The organism is Pseudomonas amygdali (assembly GCF_002699855.1).
Taxonomy (GTDB): domain Bacteria; phylum Pseudomonadota; class Gammaproteobacteria; order Pseudomonadales; family Pseudomonadaceae; genus Aquipseudomonas; species Aquipseudomonas amygdali.
Genome location: NZ_LKBW01000260.1, coordinates 15,315 through 36,471 on the forward strand (window position 1 = coordinate 15,315; position 21,157 = coordinate 36,471).

12 protein-coding genes and 4 pseudogenes are annotated in these 21,157 nt (G+C 61.7%); 9 read left to right on the plus strand and 7 right to left on the minus strand.

Annotated elements, in window-relative coordinates; all coding sequences use genetic code 11:
• Positions 1-217: 217 nt before the first annotated feature.
• From AO277_RS15965 to AO277_RS16000, 8 genes and pseudogenes are all read left to right on the plus strand, one after another.
• Positions 218-1,444 carry a PepSY-associated TM helix domain-containing protein gene (locus tag AO277_RS15965; protein ID WP_044318522.1) on the plus strand — a complete coding sequence of 409 codons (1,227 nt, stop codon included), beginning with the start codon at positions 218-220 and terminating at the stop codon, positions 1,442-1,444.
• Positions 1,441-1,983 carry a PA2404 family protein gene (locus AO277_RS15970; protein WP_005734059.1) on the plus strand — a complete coding sequence of 181 codons (543 nt, stop codon included), beginning with the start codon at positions 1,441-1,443 and terminating at the stop codon, positions 1,981-1,983. The genes AO277_RS15965 and AO277_RS15970 overlap by 4 nt, the downstream gene beginning before the upstream one ends.
• Positions 1,980-2,312 (plus strand): hypothetical protein, encoded by a 333-nt coding sequence (locus AO277_RS15975; protein ID WP_004664615.1) that lies wholly within the window; start codon positions 1,980-1,982, stop codon positions 2,310-2,312. Before AO277_RS15970 ends, AO277_RS15975 begins: the two co-directional genes overlap by 4 nt.
• On the plus strand, positions 2,309-2,875 hold the full coding sequence (locus tag AO277_RS15980; protein ID WP_044318514.1) for a DUF6162 family protein: 567 nt from the start codon (positions 2,309-2,311) through the stop codon (positions 2,873-2,875). The genes AO277_RS15975 and AO277_RS15980 overlap by 4 nt, the downstream gene beginning before the upstream one ends.
• A gap of 35 nt (positions 2,876-2,910) precedes the next feature.
• Positions 2,911-3,843, plus strand: coding sequence for a metal ABC transporter substrate-binding protein (locus AO277_RS15985; RefSeq protein ID WP_004660181.1), 933 nt, complete (start codon positions 2,911-2,913; stop codon positions 3,841-3,843).
• Positions 3,840-4,602, plus strand: a pseudogene (locus AO277_RS15990) (metal ABC transporter ATP-binding protein). The gene AO277_RS15985 and the pseudogene AO277_RS15990 overlap by 4 nt, the downstream one beginning before the upstream one ends.
• Positions 4,602-5,501, plus strand: a complete 900-nt coding sequence (locus tag AO277_RS15995) for a metal ABC transporter permease (RefSeq protein ID WP_044318515.1) — start codon at positions 4,602-4,604, stop codon at positions 5,499-5,501. The pseudogene AO277_RS15990 and the gene AO277_RS15995 overlap by 1 nt, the downstream one beginning before the upstream one ends.
• Positions 5,502-6,419, plus strand: a complete 918-nt coding sequence (locus AO277_RS16000; RefSeq protein WP_044318516.1) for a metal ABC transporter substrate-binding protein — start codon at positions 5,502-5,504, stop codon at positions 6,417-6,419.
• Between the two features lie 292 nt (positions 6,420-6,711).
• On the opposite strand, the gene AO277_RS16005 is transcribed toward AO277_RS16000, so the two are convergent.
• The 6 genes and pseudogenes from AO277_RS16005 to AO277_RS16020 all read right to left on the minus strand — a co-directional run bounded on the left by AO277_RS16005 (position 6,712) and on the right by AO277_RS16020 (position 19,521).
• Positions 6,712-6,930: an MbtH family protein gene (locus AO277_RS16005; protein WP_002552917.1), complete on the minus strand. Its 219-nt coding sequence runs from the start codon at positions 6,928-6,930 to the stop codon at positions 6,712-6,714.
• An 81-nt stretch (positions 6,931-7,011) separates the two neighbouring features.
• Positions 7,012-8,424: an aspartate aminotransferase family protein gene (locus AO277_RS16010; protein WP_044318523.1), complete on the minus strand. Its 1,413-nt coding sequence runs from the start codon at positions 8,422-8,424 to the stop codon at positions 7,012-7,014.
• 163 nt (positions 8,425-8,587) lie between these two features.
• A pseudogene (locus AO277_RS16015) lies at positions 8,588-15,778 on the minus strand (non-ribosomal peptide synthase/polyketide synthase); the annotation flags it as partial.
• Between the two features lie 8 nt (positions 15,779-15,786).
• Positions 15,787-16,752, minus strand: a pseudogene (locus AO277_RS29895) (condensation domain-containing protein); the annotation flags it as partial.
• Positions 16,726-18,666 (minus strand): annotated as a pseudogene (locus AO277_RS29900) (AMP-binding protein); the annotation flags it as partial. The pseudogenes AO277_RS29895 and AO277_RS29900, both read right to left, overlap by 27 nt.
• Positions 18,667-18,762: 96 nt before the next feature.
• Positions 18,763-19,521, minus strand: a complete 759-nt coding sequence (locus AO277_RS16020; RefSeq protein WP_002552914.1) for a thioesterase II family protein — start codon at positions 19,519-19,521, stop codon at positions 18,763-18,765.
• 316 nt (positions 19,522-19,837) lie between these two features.
• On the opposite strand from AO277_RS16020, the gene AO277_RS16025 reads away from it, so the two are divergent.
• Positions 19,838-20,374, plus strand: a complete 537-nt coding sequence (locus AO277_RS16025; RefSeq protein WP_044318517.1) for an RNA polymerase factor sigma-70 — start codon at positions 19,838-19,840, stop codon at positions 20,372-20,374.
• 72 nt (positions 20,375-20,446) lie between these two features.
• On the opposite strand, the gene AO277_RS16030 is transcribed toward AO277_RS16025, so the two are convergent.
• Positions 20,447-20,971 (minus strand): SgcJ/EcaC family oxidoreductase, encoded by a 525-nt coding sequence (locus AO277_RS16030; RefSeq protein ID WP_044318518.1) that lies wholly within the window; start codon positions 20,969-20,971, stop codon positions 20,447-20,449.
• Positions 20,972-21,157 lie beyond the last annotated feature (186 nt).

A 21,157-nucleotide genomic window follows, 5' to 3' on the forward strand; every position in this document is an offset into this window, starting at 1 on the left:
GCCACGAGAAAATTAGCCGCCCAGCCCCTTTTCCTGCGCCATGTGGGGGTTTCAGATAGCTCTGAAACAATTTTTTTCATTTAAACGCAAAATATTCCTACAGGAACCTCATTCTCATTCGTCTTTAATTGAATGCGAGGCTTTATATCGCCCGCGCGTACAGACAGAAGGAGTCGCTTTGCGGCTGCTTTACATCGTGAATCGAGATTGTTTATCCATGTCGAAGAAGTCCCGTTCAAAAATCTGGTTTCTCGTCCACAGCTGGCTTGCCCTGCCCATCTGGTTTTTTGTGCTGATCGTCTGTGTGACCGGCACGCTGGCGGTCATCAGCAAGGAAATCATGTGGCTGGCCAACCCGGAGATGCGTGACAACCGCCCCTCCGACGACGCCCAACGCATGAGCTTCGAGCAGATTCGCGCAACCATCGAGCGCAACGAGCCGGACCTCATCGTCGGTACGATCATGCAGCCTGACGGCGATTACTTCGCCCTGAGCGTGTTCGTCACCTACCCGGACGGCCGCTCGGTGCCGGCTTACGTCAACCCTTACACCGGGGTGATTCAGGGCCTCACGCCGTCGTTCGACTTCCGCCGCTTCACCCGCGCGCTGCACGGCTGGTGGCTGGTGCCGTTCACCAATGGCTATTCGTGGGGCTGGTACCTGGTGTCGATTCTCGGCCTGCCCCTGCTCGCGTCGCTGGTGACCGGGCTGGTGGTCTACAAGAAATTCTGGCGCGGTTTTTTCAAGCCGGTACGCTTCAGCCAGGGCCCGCGAATTTTCTGGGGCGACCTGCACCGCCTCAGCGGCGTGTGGTCGATCTGGTTCATTGCGGTGATTTCCATCACCGGCACGTGGTTTCTGATTCAGGCGATTCTTGGCGATAACCAGATCAGTATCTCGAGCAAATCCCAGGTTGCCTCGATCATTCCACACAGCGCCGTGCCGCTGACTGCCGACGGCCGCCCGGCACCGACCATCAGTCTGGAAAAGGCCGTGGAAATCGCCAAGGAGCGAATTCCAGGTCTTGAAGCAAGCTTCATCACTCCGCCCTTCAATGCCTACAGCAACATGCAGGTTGGCGGGCGCAGCTGGTATCCGCTGATGTTTCAGACCGCCGAAATCAAGCCGTACAGTGGCGAAATCGCAGCGTCACACCTGTTGTCGGACCGCAACAAGCTGGAGTTCGTCACCGAATCCATGCGCCCACTGCACACCGGCGACTTCGGCGGTATCTGGATCAAGCTGATCTGGGCGTTCTTCGGCCTGCTGTTGAGCATGATGGTGCTCAGCGGGTTGCTGATCTGGAGCAAGCGCACCGCGCTGGCGACGCTCAATGCCCTCAAGCGTGAGTCCAGAACCAGCCCGGCCACCTTCACCCCGGCATCGACTCCGGACACCACCCGCTCGCCACTGGCGACCCGCACCCCGGAGAACAGCCTGTGAGCAAGGCCGCTGTTGCACAACCTGCATCGTCGCTGAGTCGTTTCTGGTACAAGTGGCGCTTCCACATCAACGTGCTGCTGGTGCTGATTCCGCTGGGCTTCATGCCCAAGTACTTCTCCGACAACGCGCTGGATCGCGGCGATCAGGGCCTTGGCCAACGCGACGTCGGCGAGATTCAGGTCGGCCCGTGGAGCCTGCGTCTGGCCGAAGACCGTAACGAAGCCCCGCGCCTGTCCGGCCCGTCGGGCTACATGAAAAGCTTCAATGCCGCGCTGTGCAACGCCTGCATCGACCGGGTCAAGGCCACTTACCTGCGCATCGGCAAACCACGCAGCCTGCGCACCGCCGGGGTTATTTTCTTTGGCGGTGGCTACCGCATGAGTGCGTTCATGCAGATTCCCGAAAACACCAGCCCCGACTCAGACCTGTGGATCACCATGGAAGGCTGGGACGGCGCCGTGCATCAGACTTCCATCCCGCTGCAACAGGCTTCGCCCACCACCGTGGCGTGGCTGAAAAAACAAGGAGCCAAACCATGAGTGCCCGCCCTTCCCTGCGCTGGCTGACGGCCAGCGCCCTGTGCCTGCTTGGCTTGAGCGGCAACGCACTGGCGCACAACCCGATGTGCGAATGCAAACAGATCGACAACGAGCAGATTCGCTGCACCGGCGGTTTTTCCGACGGCAGTGGTGCGCCGGGCGTGACCCTGGATGTAATCGGCTACGACGAAACCATTCTGGTGCCCGGCAAGCTGGGTGAGGATTCGACCGTGACCTTCAAGCGCCCGGCTTCCGAGTTCTATGTGCTGTTCGATGCCGGCCCCGGTCATGTGGTGGAAATCGATCAGGCGGACATCCCCAGCCCATGAGTGCGCCAACCCGACAAATCGTCCGGCCGGCCGGCGCCGGGCATGAAACCCTGTACGTCCTGCTACTGTGCCTGCTGATCCTCGGTGTCGCGGCCGGAGTCGTCAGCCTGCACCGTGATACTCAGGAAACACACAGCCTTGCCAGCCATCAACTTGATGCGCGACGAGACCTGACCGCTGCCGAACAAGGCATCTACGCCGACCTGCGCGTGACTCTCGACGAAATTCGCCTGCTGGCAACCGAACAGCAAACCCCTGTTACCCCGCAACAACTGGGTGACGAGGGCTTTGCGCCGTTCTCCCAGGACGCCAGTTCGGTGAGCCGTGGCGGTCACGCGTGGCAAATGGTCGAGCAGTCCTATCTGGGCCTGAGCCAGGCGCCGAACGTGGCCGGCTCGTTTCTGATGCGCGTCGATTCGGACAACCAGCCTGACATCTGGATCAACCGCAGCGCCTCGATCGCACCTGTCAGCGACCTCGACGACAAAGCCCTGGTCGACGCGGGCTGGAAACAGGTCGTCGCGCAATTCGATGCTGGCGTAACCCGTCAGCACCCACACTGAAACTTCGCATTCCTTTGAAAGAAGACCGCTTGCCCATGCCTATTTCATTCAAACGCCGTCCCTTGCTGCGCGTCCTGTTGGCAGGGTTGTTTGCCGCCCTGCTGGCACCGTCCAGCTACGCCGCCGACCCGGCCAAGCGCCTGCGCATCGGCATCACCCTGCACCCGTATTACAGCTACGTGAGCAATATTGTCGGTGACAAGGCCGACGTCGTGCCGCTGATCCCGGCCGGTTTCAACCCGCATGCCTACGAACCGCGCGCCGAGGACATCAAGCGCATCGGTTCGCTGGACGTGATCGTGCTCAATGGCGTCGGCCACGACGATTTCGCCGACCGCATGATCGCGGCGAGCGAAACGCCGAACATCAAGACCATCGAAGCCAACGCCGACGTACCGTTGCTGGCTGCCACCGGAGTTGCAGCACGCGGCGCAGGCAAGGTGGTCAACCCGCACACCTTTCTGTCGATCAGCGCGTCCATCGCCCAGGTCAACAACATCGCCCGCGAGCTGGGCAAGCTGGACCCGGACAACGCCAAAACCTACACCGCCAACGCCCGCGCCTATGGCAAGCGACTGCGGCAGATGCGCGCCGACGCCCTCGCCAAACTGACCAAGGCCCCCAACGCCGACCTGCGCGTGGCCACGGTACACGCCGCCTACGACTACCTGCTGCGTGAATTCGGCCTGGAAGTGACAGCAGTGGTGGAACCGGCACATGGCATCGAGCCCAGCCCGAGCCAGTTGAAAAAGACCATCGACCAACTGCGCGAACTGGATGTGAAGGTGATCTTCTCGGAGATGGATTTCCCGTCCACTTACGTCGACACCATCCAGCGTGAATCCGGGGTCAAGCTGTACCCGCTGTCACACATTTCCTATGGCGAATACACCGCCGACAAGTACGAGAAGGAAATGGCCGGCAACCTCGACACCGTGGTGCGGGCCATTCAGGAGTCGGGCACATGACTGTCGCGCAGAACCTCGACATCGTCAGCCAGGGGCCAGGCATCGAGTTCAACCAGGTGAGCCTGACCCTGGGCCGCACAACGATTCTCGACCGCGTGCATTTCAACGTGCGCGCTGGCAGCGTACACGCGCTGGTCGGGCCGAACGGCGGCGGCAAAAGCTCGCTGATCAAGACCCTGCTCGGGCAGACACCGCATCAAGGCCAATTGAGCCTGCAATGGTCTGCCGCGCCGGGCCTGATTGGCTATGTGCCGCAGGCACTGGAGTTCGACCGCGGCCTGCCGATGACCGTCGACGATTTCATGGCTGCCATGTGCCAACGACGACCGGCGTTTATGGGCTTGTCGAAACACTACGCGGCAGCAATCGGCGATGCGCTGGAACGGGTCGGCATGCAGGACAAGCGCAAGCGGCGGATGGGCGCGTTGTCCGGTGGTGAGCGGCAGCGTGTGCTGCTGGCGCAGGGGCTGATTCCTGCGCCGCAATTGCTGGTGCTGGATGAGCCGATGTCGGCTCTGGATGAGGCAGGGATTCAAGTTTTCGAGCGCCTGCGGTGACTGGCGCCGAAGCGGTATCACCGTGCTGTGGATCGAGCACGATCTGGATGCGGTGCGGCGTCTGGCGGATCAGGTGACCGGGCTCAATCGCCGCGTATTGTTCGACGAGCCTGCCGCCACAGCACTGACACCGGAACGCCTGCTGACGTTGTTTTCTGCTCATCCGCGCACTGCCGATGCTGTTAACGGGAGCGCCGCGTGATGGATTACGAAACGTTTCGTCTGTTCATTCAGGGCCTCGCCTCATCCGGCTATCTGCCCGAAGCGCTGGCCTATGGCTTTGTGGTCAACGCCCTGCTTGCGGGCCTGTTGATCGGCCCGGTGCTGGGCGGTCTGGGCACGCTGGTAGTGGTCAAGCGCTTTGCGTTCTTCTCCGAAGCGGTGGGCCATGCGGCACTGACCGGCGTGGCCATCGGCATTCTGCTCGGCGAGCCGTACACCGGGCCTTATGGCGCGCTGTTCGGCTATTGCCTGCTGTTCGGTATCGTCCTCAACTACCTGCGCAACCGCACCGGACTGGCACCGGACACACTGATTGGCGTGTTCCTCTCGGTGTCCCTGGCGCTCGGCGCAAGCCTGCTGCTGGTGCTGGCCGGCAAAATCAACGTGCACATTCTGGAAAACGTGCTGTTCGGCTCGGTACTGACTGTCAACGGTAATGACCTGCTGGTGTTGCTGATCGTTGGTTCGCTGGTCATGGGCCTGAGCCTGCCGTTGTACAACCGCATCATGCTGGCCAGCTTCAATCCGCAACTGGCTGCGGTACGCGGCGTGGCAGTGAAGGCGCTGGATTACCTGTTCGTGATTCTGGTCACACTGATCACCGTTGCCGCCGTGAAAGTCATCGGCGCGATTCTGGTCGGTGCGTTGCTGGTGATTCCAGCGGCGGCGGCACGCCTGTTGAGCCAGTCGCTGAAAGGCTTTTTCTGGATTTCAGTGGCCATCGCAACCGTCAGCACCCTGTGCGGCATTCTGCGGCCTATCGTCTTCGACCTGCCTGTGCCGTCCGGCGCGGCGATCATTCTGGTGGCTGGCGTTGCCTTTGCCCTGGCCGCCATCGCCCGCGGCACGCTGCCCGCCCTGAAAGGGAATATTGGATAAATGCCTACTTTACGTACATTGACCCTGGCGCTGGCCATGACCGGCCTGTTCAGCAACAGCCTGTATGCCGCCGACGCCAAAGCCGACAGCGCTCAACCGGTACGGGTGCTGGCCAGCCTGCCGATTACCTACGGGCTGGGGGAAATTCTGCTCAAGGACAGCGGTGTCATGCTGGAACGCGCTGCCGCGGCCAACCTGCCCGGCTCGCGTCAGACGGCGTATTTCAACGGGCGTGGGGCCGATGCATTGCGCGGGCTGGCGAGCAATGCCGACGCGGTAATCGGCTTGCGTTCGATCTGGGCCGATGACCCGCTTTACCCTAATGCGCGCCGCAGCAATATTCGCATCGTCGAGATTGATGCGGCGCGGCCGGTGGACGGTGGTTTGCCGGGGATTGCTGTGCAGTCGGGTCAGGGCACTGACGGGCTGAACAGTCAGCCGTGGCTGGCGAGCAACAACATGGGGCGCATGGCCGATGTGCTGGCGGCGGACCTTGTGCGCCTGGCGCCGAGCGCAAAGCCGAAGATCGAGTCCAATCTGGCGGCGCTCAAGCAGCAACTGCTCAAGCTGAGTGCCAGCAGCGAAGCGGCACTGGCCGGTGCCGACAATTTAAGTGTGGTGAGTTTGTCAGACCGCTTCGGCTACCTGATCAGCGGGCTGAATCTGGAGCGGATCGACACTCAGGTGCTGACCGACGAACAGTGGACGCCCGAGGCATTGAGCAAACTGAGCACGACCCTCAAGGATAACGACGTGGCGCTGGTGCTTGATCATCGTCAGCCGCCAGAAGCGGTGAAGTCTGCAATTGAAGCGGCAGGCAGCACGTTGCTGGTGCTGGGGATTGATGGCGCTGATCCGCTGGCGGAGTTGCAAGGGGATATTCAGGGGGTTATCGAGGTGCTGGCTGGCAAGGGGTGAGCTTATCGTTGCTCACGCTCCAGCGTGGGGAATGCAGGTCGCGACGCTCTGCGTCGCACGATAGCCGCGCGGAGCATCGGCACGATAGTTGAGATTATCGTTCCGCACGCTCCAGCGTGGGAATGCAGGTTGCGACGCTCTGCTTCGCAAAGAGGACGCGGAGCGTCCAGAACGGCATGACGACGCGGAGCGTCGCACGATAGCCAGTTGCGCAGCGTCGCACGGCAGTCAAGGCTGTACCGGCCTCTTCGCGAGCAAGCCCGCTCCCACAAGACTTGTGTATAACACTCAATCAGGCCGTCTGCGCTTCCATTTTCTGGCGCAGGCTCAGGGGGCGCATGTCGGTCCAGACTTCTTCGATGTAGGCCAGGCACTCTTTCTTGAAGCCGCTTTTGCCAACGGTGCGCCAGCCGGTGGGGATGGCTTTGTAGTCGGGCCAGATCGAATACTGTTCTTCGTGGTTGACCACAACTTGAAAGACGATGTCTTCCCGATCGAATACTGAAGTCATTGCTGCTCTCCGTGTTGGTTCAGTGCTGCTGTGCCAATTCATAGCAGCTATAGGGATTGAACGTATCGCTACGTCGAAAAATTAAAGCTGTGCGACAGCGGCGTTGAGTGCGCGGCCAAAGATTTCGGCCACTTCGTCGACCTGCTCGGCGGTGATCACCAGCGGTGGCAGAAAGCGCACCACGCTGCCGTGTCGACCACCCAGTTCCAGAATCAGCCCGCGCTTGAGGCATTCGCGCTGGACCAGCGGGGCCAGACGAGCAAATACCGGCGGATGACCCTGCGCATCGCGCACACCGGCCGGATCGACCAGCTCCACACCCAGCATCAGCCCGCGCCCGCGAATATCGCCCAGTTGCGGGAAGTCACGCTGCAAGGCATGCAAGTGCCTGGACAGACGCGCGCCCATCGCCGTCGCATGCTCGCAAATATTGTGTTCCTGAAGATAGCGCATTACCGCCGAACCGGTAGCCATCGCCATCTGGTTGCCACGGAAAGTTCCGGCGTGGGCGCCCGGCAGCCAGGTGTCGAGCCATGACCGATAAACCACCATCGCCAGCGGCAGGCTGCCGCCGATCGCTTTGGACATGACCACGACGTCCGGGATGATCCTGGCGTGTTCGAAGGCGAACATCTTGCCGGTGCGGGCAAAACCGCTCTGGATTTCATCGACAATCAGCGCCACACCGGCTTTTTCAGTAATACGCCGTACGCCGCGCAACCAGTCAAGGTCAGCAGGAATGACTCCGCCTTCGCCCTGCACCACTTCAAGAATGACTGCTGCAGGCAACTGCACACCGGCTTCCGGGTCGTTGAGCAGGTTCTCCAGATAATGCAGGTTGGCACGCACGCCCTGTTCGCCGCCAAGCCCGAACGGGCAGCGGTAATCATAGGGGTACGGCAGAAACTGCACGCCTGTACCGAGCAACGCGCCGAGCGGCTTTTTCGGCCCCAGGCTGCCCATCAGGCTCAACGCGCCCTGGCTCATGCCGTGATAACCGCCCTGAAACGACAGTACCGTACTGCGTCCCGTGGCAGTGCGTACCAGTTTCAACGCGGCTTCCACCGCATCGGTGCCGGTCGGGCCACAGAACTGAATCTTCGCGTCATCGGCCAGCGCTGGGGGCAACAGACCGAAAAGGTCCTGAACGAACTGGTCTTTGACTGGCGTGGTCAGGTCCAGGGTGTGCAGCGGCAACTCATCGCTGATCACCTGCTGAATCGCTTCGATGATCACAGGATGGTTATGCCCCAATGCCAGCGTGCCCGCACCTGCCAGGCAATCGATGAAGCGCCGCCCTTCGACGTCCTCGACGTGAATGCCCTTGGCTCGCTTGAGCGCCAGCGGGATGCGCCGCGGGTAACTGCGCGCATTGGATTCCTGGCGATTTTGCCGGGCCAGCAATGGCGACTCTTCGAATTGATAGAGCGTTTCAGCCGCTGCCGGGGCAACCCGTGTCAACTGATCATCGATAAGCCTGGTAGCAACTGACATCTGTGCAACCCTCAATACGCTGGTTGAATGACCTGATGCATGACGGTTGGCCATGCGGGTTCAGGCGTTTATTCCTTCCCTTGAAAACGCGCCAGCGAGCTGCGGATTTACACCCGGTAACGAGTTTTTTATCCGCAACGCCAGCGCGCCGACGAGAGGCCGATCAGAGCCCTTCCAGTTCCGCCATCAAGTCCGCCAGACGGTCGAATTTCTGCTCGTCAACCTGCGCTCCGCCAAGGCTTTGCAGATGCTCGGCCAACGCCTGAACGGTGTTGAATTCGAACATCGCCCGCAATGGCACGTTGCGCTGCAACAGCTTCTGCGCACGGGTAACGACCTGGGTAGCGAGCAGCGAGTGCCCTCCCAACTCGAAGAAGTTGTCGGTAATGCCCACCCGCTCGACCTTGAGCACATCGGCCCAGATGGTCGCCAGTTGCTGCTCCATCTCGGTCTGCGGCGCGAGGTATTCCTGCTGCGCCTGACTGACGTCCGGCGCAGGCAAGGCCTTGCGGTCAAGCTTGCCGTTCGGCGTCAGTGGCATGGCCTCCAGAATCACCAGATGCGCAGGCACCATGTAGTCCGGCAGGCTGGCTTTGAGGTGGTTTTTCAGCTCGTCTCGTAGCGCATCGGGATCCTGCGTGGCAGCGCTTGGCACCAGATAGGCCGCCAGCACTTTGCCCAGCGGACCGTCGACGTCCAGCAACACCGTCTCGCGGATCGCCGAATGCTCCAGCAAGCGGGTTTCGATTTCGCCCAGCTCGATGCGATAACCGCGAATCTTCACCTGATGGTCGACCCGGCCGACGTATTCCAGCACGCCGTCCTTGCGCCGCCGCGCCAGGTCACCGGTGCGGTATAGACGCTCGCCCGGTGCACCGAACGGATGCGGCACGAACACCGGCACGCTGCGCGAGGGATCAGCGACATAACCACGGCCGACCCCGGCCCCGGCCACGCACAGCTCACCCACTGCGCCCAGCGGCACGAGGTCCAGCGCTTCGTCGAGCAGGTACAGGCGGTTGTTGTCGGTCGGCGAACCGATCGGCAGATAAGCGCTGCGTGTGGACGCTGCATCAACGCGGAAGAACGCCACGTCGTCGGAACACTTAGCCGGGCCATAGGCATTTACCAGCCCAATCTGCGGGTAGCGTTGCAGCCACTGGCTGGCCAGCTCGGGCGGCATGGCTTCGCCGGTAGGCAGCATCCAGCGCAGGCTGTCGAGCGTTGCCTGCTGCTCGGCGAGCAGGCCGGTTATCAGCGACGGCACGCTTTCCAGCACGCTGATGCGCTGGGCCTGCACATGCGCCAACAAGGCCTGCGGGTCGCGGGCGATGTCGTTCGGCACAATGTCCACCCGCGCGCCAAACAGCGGCGCAGCGAGGAACTGCCAGACCGAGATGTCGAAACTTTGCGAAGCGGTCTGGGCGATGACATCTCTTTCGCTCAGGTTCAGGTATGGCACCTTGCTCAACTGGTTGTTGAGCATGCCGCGCTGCTCGACCATCACGCCCTTCGGCAGCCCGGTGGAGCCGGAGGTGAAAATCACGTAAGCGAGGTTTTCCGGTGCGCTGTAGCGGCCGGGGTTGTGCTGCGCTGATTCGCTCTGCTGCACAATTTCCCAGACCAGCAACTGCGGACGAGTGGGCTCGGGCAGCGCTTCAAGTAGCGCCCTGCCCTGTTCCAGACATTGCGCGCTGCACACCAGCAGCGGCGTGCCGCTCTGGCCGATGATGCCGCTCAGTCGCGAATCGGGCAGCGCCGGGTCCAGCGGCAGGTAACCGCCACCGGCCTTGAAGCTGCCGATGATCATGCCCGGCAGTTCAACGCCACGCTCGGCGAGCAAGGCAACCGGCTGATCGAAACTGACACCGGCCTCGATCAGGGCATGGCCCAGACGGTTGCTGGCAATATTCAGCTCGGCATAACTGAGCTGGCGATCCAGGCAACTGACCGCAATGCGCTCGGGATGCTCCACGACCTGTGCTTCGAACAGTTCGACATAGCTTTTATCCAGCGGGTACGCGTGCTCGCTCTGGTTGCAGCCCTCGATCAGGAACGTGCGTTCCTGCTCGCTGACCAGTGCCAGTTCGCTCATGTCGCCGTGGAAGCCCTCGATCAGCGCCAGCAGCAGACGCTTGAACTCGCCGAGCATGTTCTGCACGGTGGACTCATCGAAATAACGCTGGTCGTAAGACAGATGCAGGCCCAGATCATCGCCCGGATAGCAGACGGCCGTCAGCGGATAGTTGGTGTGGGTGCGACCGGAATCCGACGTGGCGTTGAGGCTTTGCGCACGGTCGAGCACCGAGACTTCCACCGGTGCGTTCTCGAACACGAACAGGCTGTCGAACAGCGGCTGGCCTTTGGGTAGTTCGCTGTTTTCCTGAATGGTCACCAGCGGCAGGTATTCGTACTCGCGCAGTTGCATGTTGCTGTCCAGCAACTGACTCAGCCACTGGCGCACGCTGCAACGCTGATCGTCGCCGGGCATGCCGACGCGCAGCGCGATGGTGTTGATGAACAGCCCAACGGTGCGCTGCATTTGCGGCAGTTCCACCGGACGACCGGCCACCGTGACGCCGAACACCACGTCGCGATCACCGCTCATACGCCGCAGGGTCAATGCCCACGCTGCCTGGGCGAAGGTGTTGACGGTCAGTTGATGCTGCTGCGCCAGCTCGCGCAGTCGTGCGCCGTCGCGCTCATCGAGGCGGGTGTAGCAATCGCCCACGACCATGCCGCCGCTGTCGCCCGCATGTTCACGCAGGAACGGCCGGTCGCTGGGGATCGGCGTCGGTCGTTCGAAGCCGCGCAGGTTGTCTTGCCACCAGTCACGCGCCTGCGTCAGGCCACGGCGTTGCAGCCAGCCGATGTAGTCGCGATAACGCGGTGCAGGCGTCAGTTGTGCTTCACGACCTTCGCCCAGCGCAGTGTAGATATCGAAGAAGTCATTCATCAGCAGCGAACGACACCAGGCATCGATGAGGATGTGGTGGTTGCTCATCATGAACCAGTAGCGCGCTTCATCGACGCGAATCAGGCGCAGGTGGAACGGCGGCTGATCGAGCAGATTGAAACCGGCCTCGCGCTCGGACTTGAGCAAGGCCTGCAAACGCGGCTCCTGCTGGTCCTGCGGCACATCACGCCAGTCCAGATAATCAATCGGCGTGCTACCCGGCTTGTGGATGACCTGCAGCATGGTTTCGCCAATGTCCCAGCAGAACGACGCACGCAGCGCTTCATGACGGGCGATCACCGCCTGCCAGGCCTGGGCGAAACGCTCCGGGTCGAGCGCGCTGTTGATGCGATAGCGGTCCTGCATGTAATACAGGCCGGTGCCCGGTTCCAGCAGGGTGTGCAGCAGCATGCCCTCCTGCATTGGTGTCAGCGGGTAGACGTCCTCGATGTGCGTCGCAGCGACCGGCAGTGCGTCGAGTTGCGCCTGATCCAGATCGGCCAGCGGGAAGTCCGAAGGCGTCAGGCCACCGCTGCCATCGCTCAGGCAATGGGCAATCAGCGCCTGCAACCGGGCCAGGTAATCCTGCGCCAGCGCTTCGATGGCGGCGGGTTGATAACGCTCGGCACTGAAAGTCCAGCGCAGCAGCAGTTCGCCGCCATACACCTGGCTGTCGATGCTCAGCTCGTTGGGCAGCGGCGCATGCGGATCGTGGGCCGCGCCCGCTGACTCTTCCAGCGGACGGAACAACGCATCGCTGGCGAAGCTCTGGTCGAACTGACCGAGGTAGTTGAAGGTGATCGGTGCCACCGGCAGCGCCTGCATGGCGGCTTTGCTGGCACTGTCGGCCAGATAGCGCAGCACGCCATAGCCCAGGCCTTTGTGCGGCACCTGACGCAGCTGCTCCTTGATCGCCTTGATCGACTCCCCCGGCGCTGCATCGCCAGCCACTGCTGGCGTGAGGCGCAGCGGATAAGCGCTGGTGAACCAGCCGACCGTGCGGGTCAGGTCGATGTCGTCAAACAGGGTTTCGCGGCCGTGCCCTTCCAGCTGGACCAGCGTCGATGGTTGCCCGCTCCAGCGGCAGACCACTTGCGCCAACGCCGTCAGCAACAGGTCGTTGACCTGAGTGCGGTATGCGCTGGGTGCCTGTTGCAGCAGTTGTCGGGTACGTTCAGCATCCAGCCGCACGCTGACGGTTTGCGCATGACGATTCTGCTGGCCGCCCTGCGGGTTGTGGCACGGCAACTGCGCCACAGGACCGCCAAGCTGACGCTGCCATACGTGCAGCTCTTCACGTAACGATTCGTTACCCGCGTAGGCCTGCAAACGTGCGGCCCAATCACGGAACGCACTGGTCTTGGCGGCAAAGCGCACTGGCGTTGCTTCGCTCAACTGTCGATAGGCAGTTTGCAAATCGTCGAGCAGCACCCGCCACGAAACGCCATCGACCACCAGGTGGTGAATGACCATCAGCAGACGTTGCTGACCCTGCGGACCATCGACCAGCAAGGCGCGCAACAGCGGGCCGTTTTGCAGGTCGAGGCTGCGCTGGGTGTCGGCGTACAGCGCGGCACATTCGGCCATGTCGGCGACCTGCGCCTGTATCAACAGGGTTTCTGCCGTCACTGCACGGTGTTCAGCCTGCCATTTGCCGTTTTGCCCGGTGAAGCTCAGGCGCAGGGCGTCATGCTGTTCGAGCAGTGCACGCAATGCCTGCTCCAGCAGACGCGGGTCGAGTGCAGTGAGCGGCTCCAGCACCAGCGACTGGTTCCAGTGCTGACGCTCGGGAATCGGCGTGTCGAAGAACCAGTGCTGGATCGGCGTCAGCGCGGATGCGCCTTGCAGTAGGCCCTGTTCAGCCTGAATCAGTTCGCTGGCGGTCGCCACGGCGGCCAGGGTCTGCACGCTCTGGTGCTGGAACAGATCACGCGGGCTGAAATGAATACCCACCTGACGCGCCCGGCTGACCACCTGAATCGACAGGATCGAATCGCCGCCCAGTTCGAAGAAGTTGTCGTTGAGGCCGACTTTCTCCACGTTCAGCACCGCACACCAGATCGCTGCCAGCTGTTGCTCCAGTTCACTGGCCGGGGCTACGTAATGCTGACGATTGAGTTCCGGGTCCGGTGCAGGCAATGCGCGTCGATCGAGCTTGCCGTTGGCGGTCAGCGGCATGCTGTCGAGCAGAATCAGGTGGGTTGGCACCATGTAATCCGGCAATTGCGCCTTGAGGTGCGACTTGAGCGATTCACGCAATTGCGCCTGCTGCTCGTCGCCCTGCCCGGCCACATCACTGACCAGATAACCCGCCAGTTGCTTGCCCGACGGCGTGTCCAGCGCCAGCACCACGGTTTCGCGGATGGCCTCGTGTTCCAGCAAACGGGTTTCGATTTCCCCCAGTTCGATACGGAAGCCGCGGATCTTCACCTGATGGTCGATACGCCCCAGGTACTCCACCAGCCCGTCGGCGCGCTGGCGCACCAGGTCACCGGTGCGATACAGACGCCCGCCGTTGCTGGCAAACGGGTCGGCCACGAAGCGCTCGGCGCTCATGCCGGGACGCTGATGGTAGCCCTGCGCCAGACCGGCACCGCCGATATACAGTTCGCCGCTCGCGCCCTGTGGCACCAGGGCCAGATCGGCGTCGAGAATATAGGCAACCCGCGCCCCGACCACACGACCGATCGGTACGCTGGCTTCGCCCTCTTCCAATTGCTGCGGGGCCAGGCTGGCCAACGGCATGACCACGGTTTCGGTCGGGCCATAGGCGTTGAACAACAGTTCCGGCTGGAAGACTGCGCGAATACGCTGCAAGTGTTCACCGGTCAGCGCTTCACCGCCGGTGATGCACATGCGCACCGGCAAGGTCTGGCCATGAGTGGCCAGCCACTGCGCCAACTGGCTGCCATAGCTGGGGGTGAAGCCGAGAATATTGACCTGCTGCTGGCGAATCAGCGTGCAGATTTCTTCGGCGTCCCACTGGCCTTGGGCGCGCAATACCACGCGCGCACCACTGAGCAGCGGCACCAGCAGACGCTCAGTGGCGGCATCGAAATTGATCGAATAGAAATGCAGTTCGCAGTCATCGGGCTGCATGTCGAAGCGACGAATCACCGCCTGACAATGCATGGCGACTTCACCGTGGGACACCACCACCCCCTTGGGCTTGCCGGTAGAGCCGGAGGTGTAAATCAGGTACGCCTGATGCTGCGGCAGGCTGATAAACGGCAGTTCATCGGTTGAGAAAGACGCCAGCAGCGGCTGATCGTCTTCCAGGCACCAGCGGGCCACACCGGCAGGCAGCTCGCCCAGCGCGGCAAACAGCGCACGGTCGCTCAACAGCAGGCCGACGCCGCTGTCTTCGATCATGTAGTGCAGGCGTTCCAACGGATATTCCGGGTCCAGTGGCACGTAGGCACCACCGGCCTTGAGGATCGCCAGCAGGCCGACAACCATATCCAGCGAACGCGGCAGCGCCAGGCCGACGCGAACCTGCGGGCCGACGCCGCGCTGGCGCAGCATTCCGGCCAGTTGGTTGGCGCGGGCGTCCAGCTCGGCGTAGCTCAGGGTTTCCCCGGCAAAGGTCAACGCAGGCGCATCTGCGCGCAGCCGGGCCTGCTCGGCGAACAGGCTGTGAATGCACTGATCAAGTCGTTGTTCGCCGGCTTCGACGCCCAGGCTGTCGAGCAACTGCTGACGCTCGTCGTCCTGCAGCAGCGGCAGTTCACTCAGGCGCTGTTGCGGGTCGGCGAGCAGTGCTTGTAGCAGGTTCAGCCAGTGCCCGGCCATTTGCGCGATGCGCGGCTCGTCGAACAGATCGGTGCTGTAGGTCAGGCAGCAACCCAAGCGGTGATCCAGCTCAGTGACCTCCAGGTTGAGGTCGAATTTAGTGGCACGCGCATCGTTGACCAGATAGTCAACGGTCATGCCCGCCAGCTCGCGACTTTGCTGGAATTCCCAGCGCTGCACGTTGCACATCACCTGGAACAGCGGGTTGTAGGCCGCGCTGCGTGGCGGTTGCAGGGCTTCGACCAGATGATCGAACGGCAGGTCCTGATGCGACTGGCCTTCAATGACGGTGTGACGAACCTGTTCAAACAGCTGCGCAACGCTCATTTGCCCGTCAAGCTGCACGCGCAGCACCTGGGTGTTGAGAAACGCGCCGATCAGCCCTTCGCTTTCCGGACGGATGCGGTTGGCCACCGGAGCACCGATGCGCAGGTCATTCTGGCCGCTGTAACGGTAGAGCAGCACCGCCAGTGTGGCGGTCATGGTCATGAACAGGGTCAAGCCATTGCGCGCATTGAACGCACGGACTTTAGAGGCCAGCTCGGGATTCAGGTCGAAACGGTACAGTTCGCCCTGATGACTCTGTACCGCTGGGCGTGGCCGGTCAGGCCCTGGGTTTCATGACGAGGACGGTTGGCACCGGGCACGCCGATGCGAATGTCGGTCTGCCCGCTGTAGCGATGCAACAAGGCCTGGAAGCCCGCCAGCAAGAGCATGAACGACGTCGATTGCCAGGCTTGCGCGGTGTTGCGTACGGCGGCGCTCAGCTCGGCACTCAGGCGCAGGCTGTAACGCGAAGCGCTGTGCTGCTGATGTGCCGAGCGCGGACGATCAGTGCTCAATTCAAGGGTTGGCTGCTCATTGCCCAGTTGCTGCTTCCAGTAGTCGAGCTGGCGCTCGGCCTCGCCGTTTGCCAGCCATTCGCGCTGCCATTGGCCATAGTCGGCGTAACGCAGTGGCAGAGGTGCCAGTTCCAGTGGCTGCCCCTGAACAGCCGACGCATAGAGCCGCGAGAATTCGTCGATCAGCACATTCAGCGACCAGCCATCGGCAATGATGTGGTGCAGCGTGACCAGCAACTGATGCTCTTCCTCGTCCAGTCGCAGCAGCGTAACGCGCAGCAACGGGCCGTTTTGCAGATCGAATGGCAGACGCGCCTGCTCTTCACGGATCGCCAGCGCACGCGTCTGGCGTTCGTCGCTCGGCAGGTCGCTGATATCCAGAGTGTCGAAATGGAACTCACCGGGCGCGTCGATGCGCTGCTGGGCGACACCGTCATGCTCGTAGAAGCGCGTACGCAGCGATTCATGGCGCTCGATCAGGCGCTGGAAGCTGGTACGCAACGCCGTGGTGTCCAGTTCGCCACGCAGGTACAGACCACCGGGAATGTTGTAGGCGCTGCTTTGCGGGCCAAGTTGCCAAAGGAACCACAGGCGGTTCTGTGCCAGCGATTGTGGCAGATGCTCGTTGCCCGGCAGGCGGACGATAGCGTTCTGCGTCTGGCTGTCGCCTTGCGATGCGGCGATTTGAAGCGCTTCGATCTGCGCCGCAAAGGCGGCCAGCGTCGGCGCTTCAAACAGCAGGCGCAGGTTAAGGTCAATGCCCAGTGTTTCACGCAAACGGGCCACTACCTGGGTGGCGACGATGGAGTTGCCGCCCAGCAGGAAGAAATGATCGTCGGCGCTGACCTGCTCACATTGCAAATGCTCGCACCAGACGCTGGCGATCTGCGCTTGCAGGTCCGATCCTGTGCTCAGGGTCCGGTTTTGAAGCGTCGTATCGTTCGCGGGAAACACCGCGTAGCTGTCCAGGCTGCCATCGGCCAGACGCGTGCGGCAGGCCGAGCGCTGCAACTTGCCGCTGGAGGTTTTGGGCAGAGCGCCCGGATTGAGCAACACCACAACGCTCGGCGCTTCTTGAAACGCCTCGGCAACGGCCTGGCGAATGATCTTTATCAGCGCCTCGGCGGACAGCATTTTCTGCACGCTGCGGCTCACTTCGGCAGCGATCCCAATGCCTTCGCTACCGTCCTGATTGACTGCGAAGGCCGCAATACGGCCTTTGCGTACTACATCGACCTCGCGCTCGACGACTTTCTCGATGTCCTGCGGGTACAGGTTGTGGCCACGGACGATCAGCATGTCTTTCAAACGACCGGTGATGTACAACTCGCCATGCCGCTGAAAGCCCAGATCGCCGGTGCGCAGCCAGGTCTGGCCGTCATGCTTGACGAACGCCTTGGCGGTGGCTTCAGGGTTGCGCCAGTAACCGTGGGCGATGCTCGGCCCGCTGGCCCACACTTCGCCAATACGGTTTTCGTCCAGCACTTGCAGGGTGGCGGGGTCGGCAATCAATACGCCATGCCCCGGCTGGCCGGTGCCGCAACTCATGACCGGCTGACCGTCGCCCAACTCTGCCACATTGCGCGCCAGCGCCTGCGCATTCAAACGCAGCGAAGGAATCCCCTTGCCGCGCTTGCCACCCGCCACGTACAGCGTGGCTTCGGCCAGCCCGTAGGAGGCCATGAAGCTGTCCGGCGTGAAGCCGCAACTGGCGAACTTATCGGCAAACGCATTCAGGCTGTCTTCGCGGATAGGCTCGGAGCCGGAATACGCCACGCGCCAGCGACTCAGGTCGAGCCGCTCCAGCGCCGAATCACTGACCCGCGCGCTGCACAGCTGGTAGGCAAAGTCGGGCCCGCCGCTGATGGTGCCGCCGTATTCGCTGATAGCTTCCAGCCAGCGCAATGGCCGCGTGAGGAAGTAAGCCGGGGCCATCAGGATGCACGGAACGCCGCTGAAAATCGGCTGCAACAAGCCGCCGATCAGGCCCATGTCGTGGTACAGCGGCAGCCAGCTGACGATCACGTCGTCCGGATTGACGTCGATGCCAAAGCCATGACGAATCAACAGTTCGTTGGCAACCAGGTTGCCATGGCTGACCTGCACGCCCTTGGGCAAGGCGGTCGAGCCCGAGGTGTATTGCAGGAACGCGATGTCGTCGGCCTGCAATTGTGGCCCCTGCCAATTGTCGGCAGACGCACTGTTCAGCGTATCGACGCAGAGCAGTTGCGGGGCATCGGCAGCAGCCAGCTCATCCATCTGCAGCAAGGCGGGCTGCAGGTCGGAACCGGTCAGTACCAGCCGTGGCTCGGCATCGGCGATGATCGACAGCAGCCGTTCCTGATGATGACGACGATTGGATTCCGGCGGGTAAGCAGGCACCGCAATGACCCCGGCGTACAGGCAGCCGAAAAACGCAGCGACATAGTCCGGCCCACTGTGAAACAGCAGAATTGCCCGATCACCCGGCACGGCTTGACGTTGCAGCGCAGCAGCGATGGTCCGCGCGCGCAGGTCCAGGTCACGGTAGGTCAACACCAGCCCCTGGTCTTTCTCGTCGGTGAGGAAACGCAGCGCCAGCCGATCCGGCGTGTGCAAGGCGCGACGCTGAAGAGCCTGGGCCAGAGTGTCGGGGAGTTCAAACGCATCCATGATGGAGTTCCTGCTAGATTCGGCGTGCCAGATAAGATCTGAATTTCAAAAAAAGACACGCGCCCTGCAGAGAGGCCGCGCGCAAGGCAAACAGGGTCAACCGGCGGCCCGGTTCATTTGCCGTGAGGTGCTGTTGCGCCAGCGGGCCAGGTGCTGTTCGCAATAGCGCCGCAGCAGACGGAGCAGCTGTGTTTGCTCGTCGACCAGATAAAAGTGATGGCCCTCGAACATGTCCAAAGAGAATCCGGTGCGGGTCTCTTCCTGCCAGTCGAGCAGTTCCTCGACGCTGATGCTGTCCTGCTTGCCGCCAAATACATGGATCGGCACGCTGAGTGGCTCGCGCACGCCATACACAAAGCTGCCGCAGAGCAGAAAATCGGCGCGCAGGATCGGCAGCATCAACTGCATGAGCTCCTGATTGGCGATGACGTTTTCGCTGGTGCCCTTGAGCGTGCGCAGCCGGTCGATCAGTTGCGCATCGGTCTTGGCGGCGACGTATTCGCTGACATCGCGGCGCACCGGACCGGCAGTCGCTGATGCGAACAGCGCCAGCGGTGCGGGCAGACCGCGCTCGCGCAAGGCGTGCGCCAGCTCAAAGGCCAGCAGCCCGCCCAGACTGTGGCCAAACAACGCATAGGGCTTGTCCAGCTCGGCGCTGATTTCGTCGGCCAGACGGTTGGCCATTTGCACGATATCGGTCTGCAACGCCTCGTCCATACGCATACCGCGGCCGGGAAGCTCCAGAGGCCGTACGTTCAGCCACTCCGGCAATTTGCGCCGCCAGGGGCTGTAGAACATCGCGCTGGCGCCGGAAAAAGGCAGGCAGAACAGCGTCAGGCTCACGGACGTACTCATATCTGAACCGTCCGTCTGTTGGCGCGGATGTGAAAGCGGCGTTGCGCGTGATCGAAGCGCATGGGGTTCTCCTGAGGTATTCCCTGGCCGCAACCGTGGTCGGGCCTGTCACCAATGAGAACGGATGGCGTCTGCAAATAATTAGTGGAGATGCGCGTCGCGAGAGCGCGCCTGAAGAGGCCGCACTGTTAAAGTGCGCTGATTGGCTTTCGCATTTGACAATAATTATCATTAAGGCTAATTTGTTGCCCCATGTGACGGCGCTGCCCCTCCTGCGGCCCTCCCCCTCAATTGTTCAAGCAGCAAGGTGAATTCCATGACGGAACACGTAATCACAAGTAAGTGCGACTCACCATTACTCCAGGCATTCGTCGACAACTACTTGCTGCTGGTCAAAATCGCGGCGCGCATCGTGGGTTGCCGGTCCCGGGCCGAGGACGTAGTGCAGGACGCCTTTTTCAGACTGCGCTCGGCACCTCAAGCCACGCTGACTTTCAAGGCCCAGCTCAGTTACCTGTTTCAGATCGTGCGCAATCTGGCCATCGATCATTACCGCAAACAGGCGCTGGAACAGAAATACACCGGCCCCGAGGCCGAGGGGCTGAATGTGGTCATTCAGGGTGCATCGCCGGAAACCTCGCACATCAACTTCTCCAGCCTGGAGAAAATTGCCGATGCCCTGACCGAACTGCCGCCCCGCACCCGCTACGCGTTCGAGATGTACCGTCTGCACGACGTGCCACAAAAGGACATCGCCAAGGAACTGGGTGTGTCGCCGACGCTGGTCAACTTCATGATCCGCGATGCGCTTGTTCATTGCCGCAAGGTCAACGGTGCCAACGCTGAAGCGTGATAATTCAGAAAGACAAAAAAATCCGGAGCACTGGCTCCGGATTTTTTGTTTCTGCCTTGAATAGACAGTCGATCAGCGGCTGACCTGATATTCAGGCTGTACTTCCGGCATGGCCGAAGAGTGGTGGTTGAGAATCTTCCACTCGTTGCCGATGCGGTGGTAAAGGAACGAATAACGCGCCTGTACCTTGGTTTTCTTGCCGCCTGCAGCCGTCAGAGTGAAGGTGTAGACACCGTTGTCCGCAGCGGCATCAGGCCCCAGACGACGAATCTCACGGTAGTTGATCTCGCCAACCGGTTTAAGCGCCAGGAAGTGATCGAAGTAGTCGGTGATCTCTGCCGGAGTAGCACGCACCTTGTTGGAGACCGTAGGCTGCAAGACTGCGTCCTGCGCATACAACGAGGCGACTGTCTTCGAGTTACCGGTCTGCAGGGCCTTGTTCCAACGGTCAAACAGACCGGCGATTTCCTTGTCATTCACATTGCTTGGCGTCTCGGCCACCATGCGGTAGGTGTAGCCGGACGGCTCGGCAGCAGCCTGAACCATCGGTGCACTCACAGCCAGCAACAGGGCCAGGGCGGTCAATTTAGTTTTCATCGCTACTCTCCTACGGGGTATCTGTTCAGGGATTCAGTGAGTGCCACTTTGCCCTCCCCGCCACTGCGCGCCATCGGCCAACCGGGGTTAACTGTGTATGCCAATCGGCAGATAGGCTTTATCTCCTGATAAAGTTCTAATAGCGTCACTTCCGTTATGCCCGCGCGGGCATCCACCCTCGCTGGA

Coding starts and splice junctions, on each gene's coding strand:
- AO277_RS15965 (WP_044318522.1), top strand. CDS start 218: ATGTCGAAGAAGTCCCGTTCAAAAATCTGGTTTCTCGTCCACAGCTGG.
- AO277_RS15975 (WP_004664615.1), top strand. CDS start 1,980: ATGAGTGCCCGCCCTTCCCTGCGCTGGCTGACGGCCAGCGCCCTGTGC.
- AO277_RS15980 (WP_044318514.1), top strand. CDS start 2,309: ATGAGTGCGCCAACCCGACAAATCGTCCGGCCGGCCGGCGCCGGGCAT.
- AO277_RS15985 (WP_004660181.1), top strand. CDS start 2,911: ATGCCTATTTCATTCAAACGCCGTCCCTTGCTGCGCGTCCTGTTGGCA.
- AO277_RS15995 (WP_044318515.1), top strand. CDS start 4,602: ATGGATTACGAAACGTTTCGTCTGTTCATTCAGGGCCTCGCCTCATCC.
- AO277_RS16000 (WP_044318516.1), top strand. CDS start 5,502: ATGCCTACTTTACGTACATTGACCCTGGCGCTGGCCATGACCGGCCTG.
- AO277_RS16005 (WP_002552917.1), bottom strand. CDS start 6,930: ATGACTTCAGTATTCGATCGGGAAGACATCGTCTTTCAAGTTGTGGTC.
- AO277_RS16010 (WP_044318523.1), bottom strand. CDS start 8,424: ATGTCAGTTGCTACCAGGCTTATCGATGATCAGTTGACACGGGTTGCC.
- AO277_RS16020 (WP_002552914.1), bottom strand. CDS start 19,521: ATGAGTACGTCCGTGAGCCTGACGCTGTTCTGCCTGCCTTTTTCCGGC.
- AO277_RS16025 (WP_044318517.1), top strand. CDS start 19,838: ATGACGGAACACGTAATCACAAGTAAGTGCGACTCACCATTACTCCAG.
- AO277_RS16030 (WP_044318518.1), bottom strand. CDS start 20,971: ATGAAAACTAAATTGACCGCCCTGGCCCTGTTGCTGGCTGTGAGTGCA.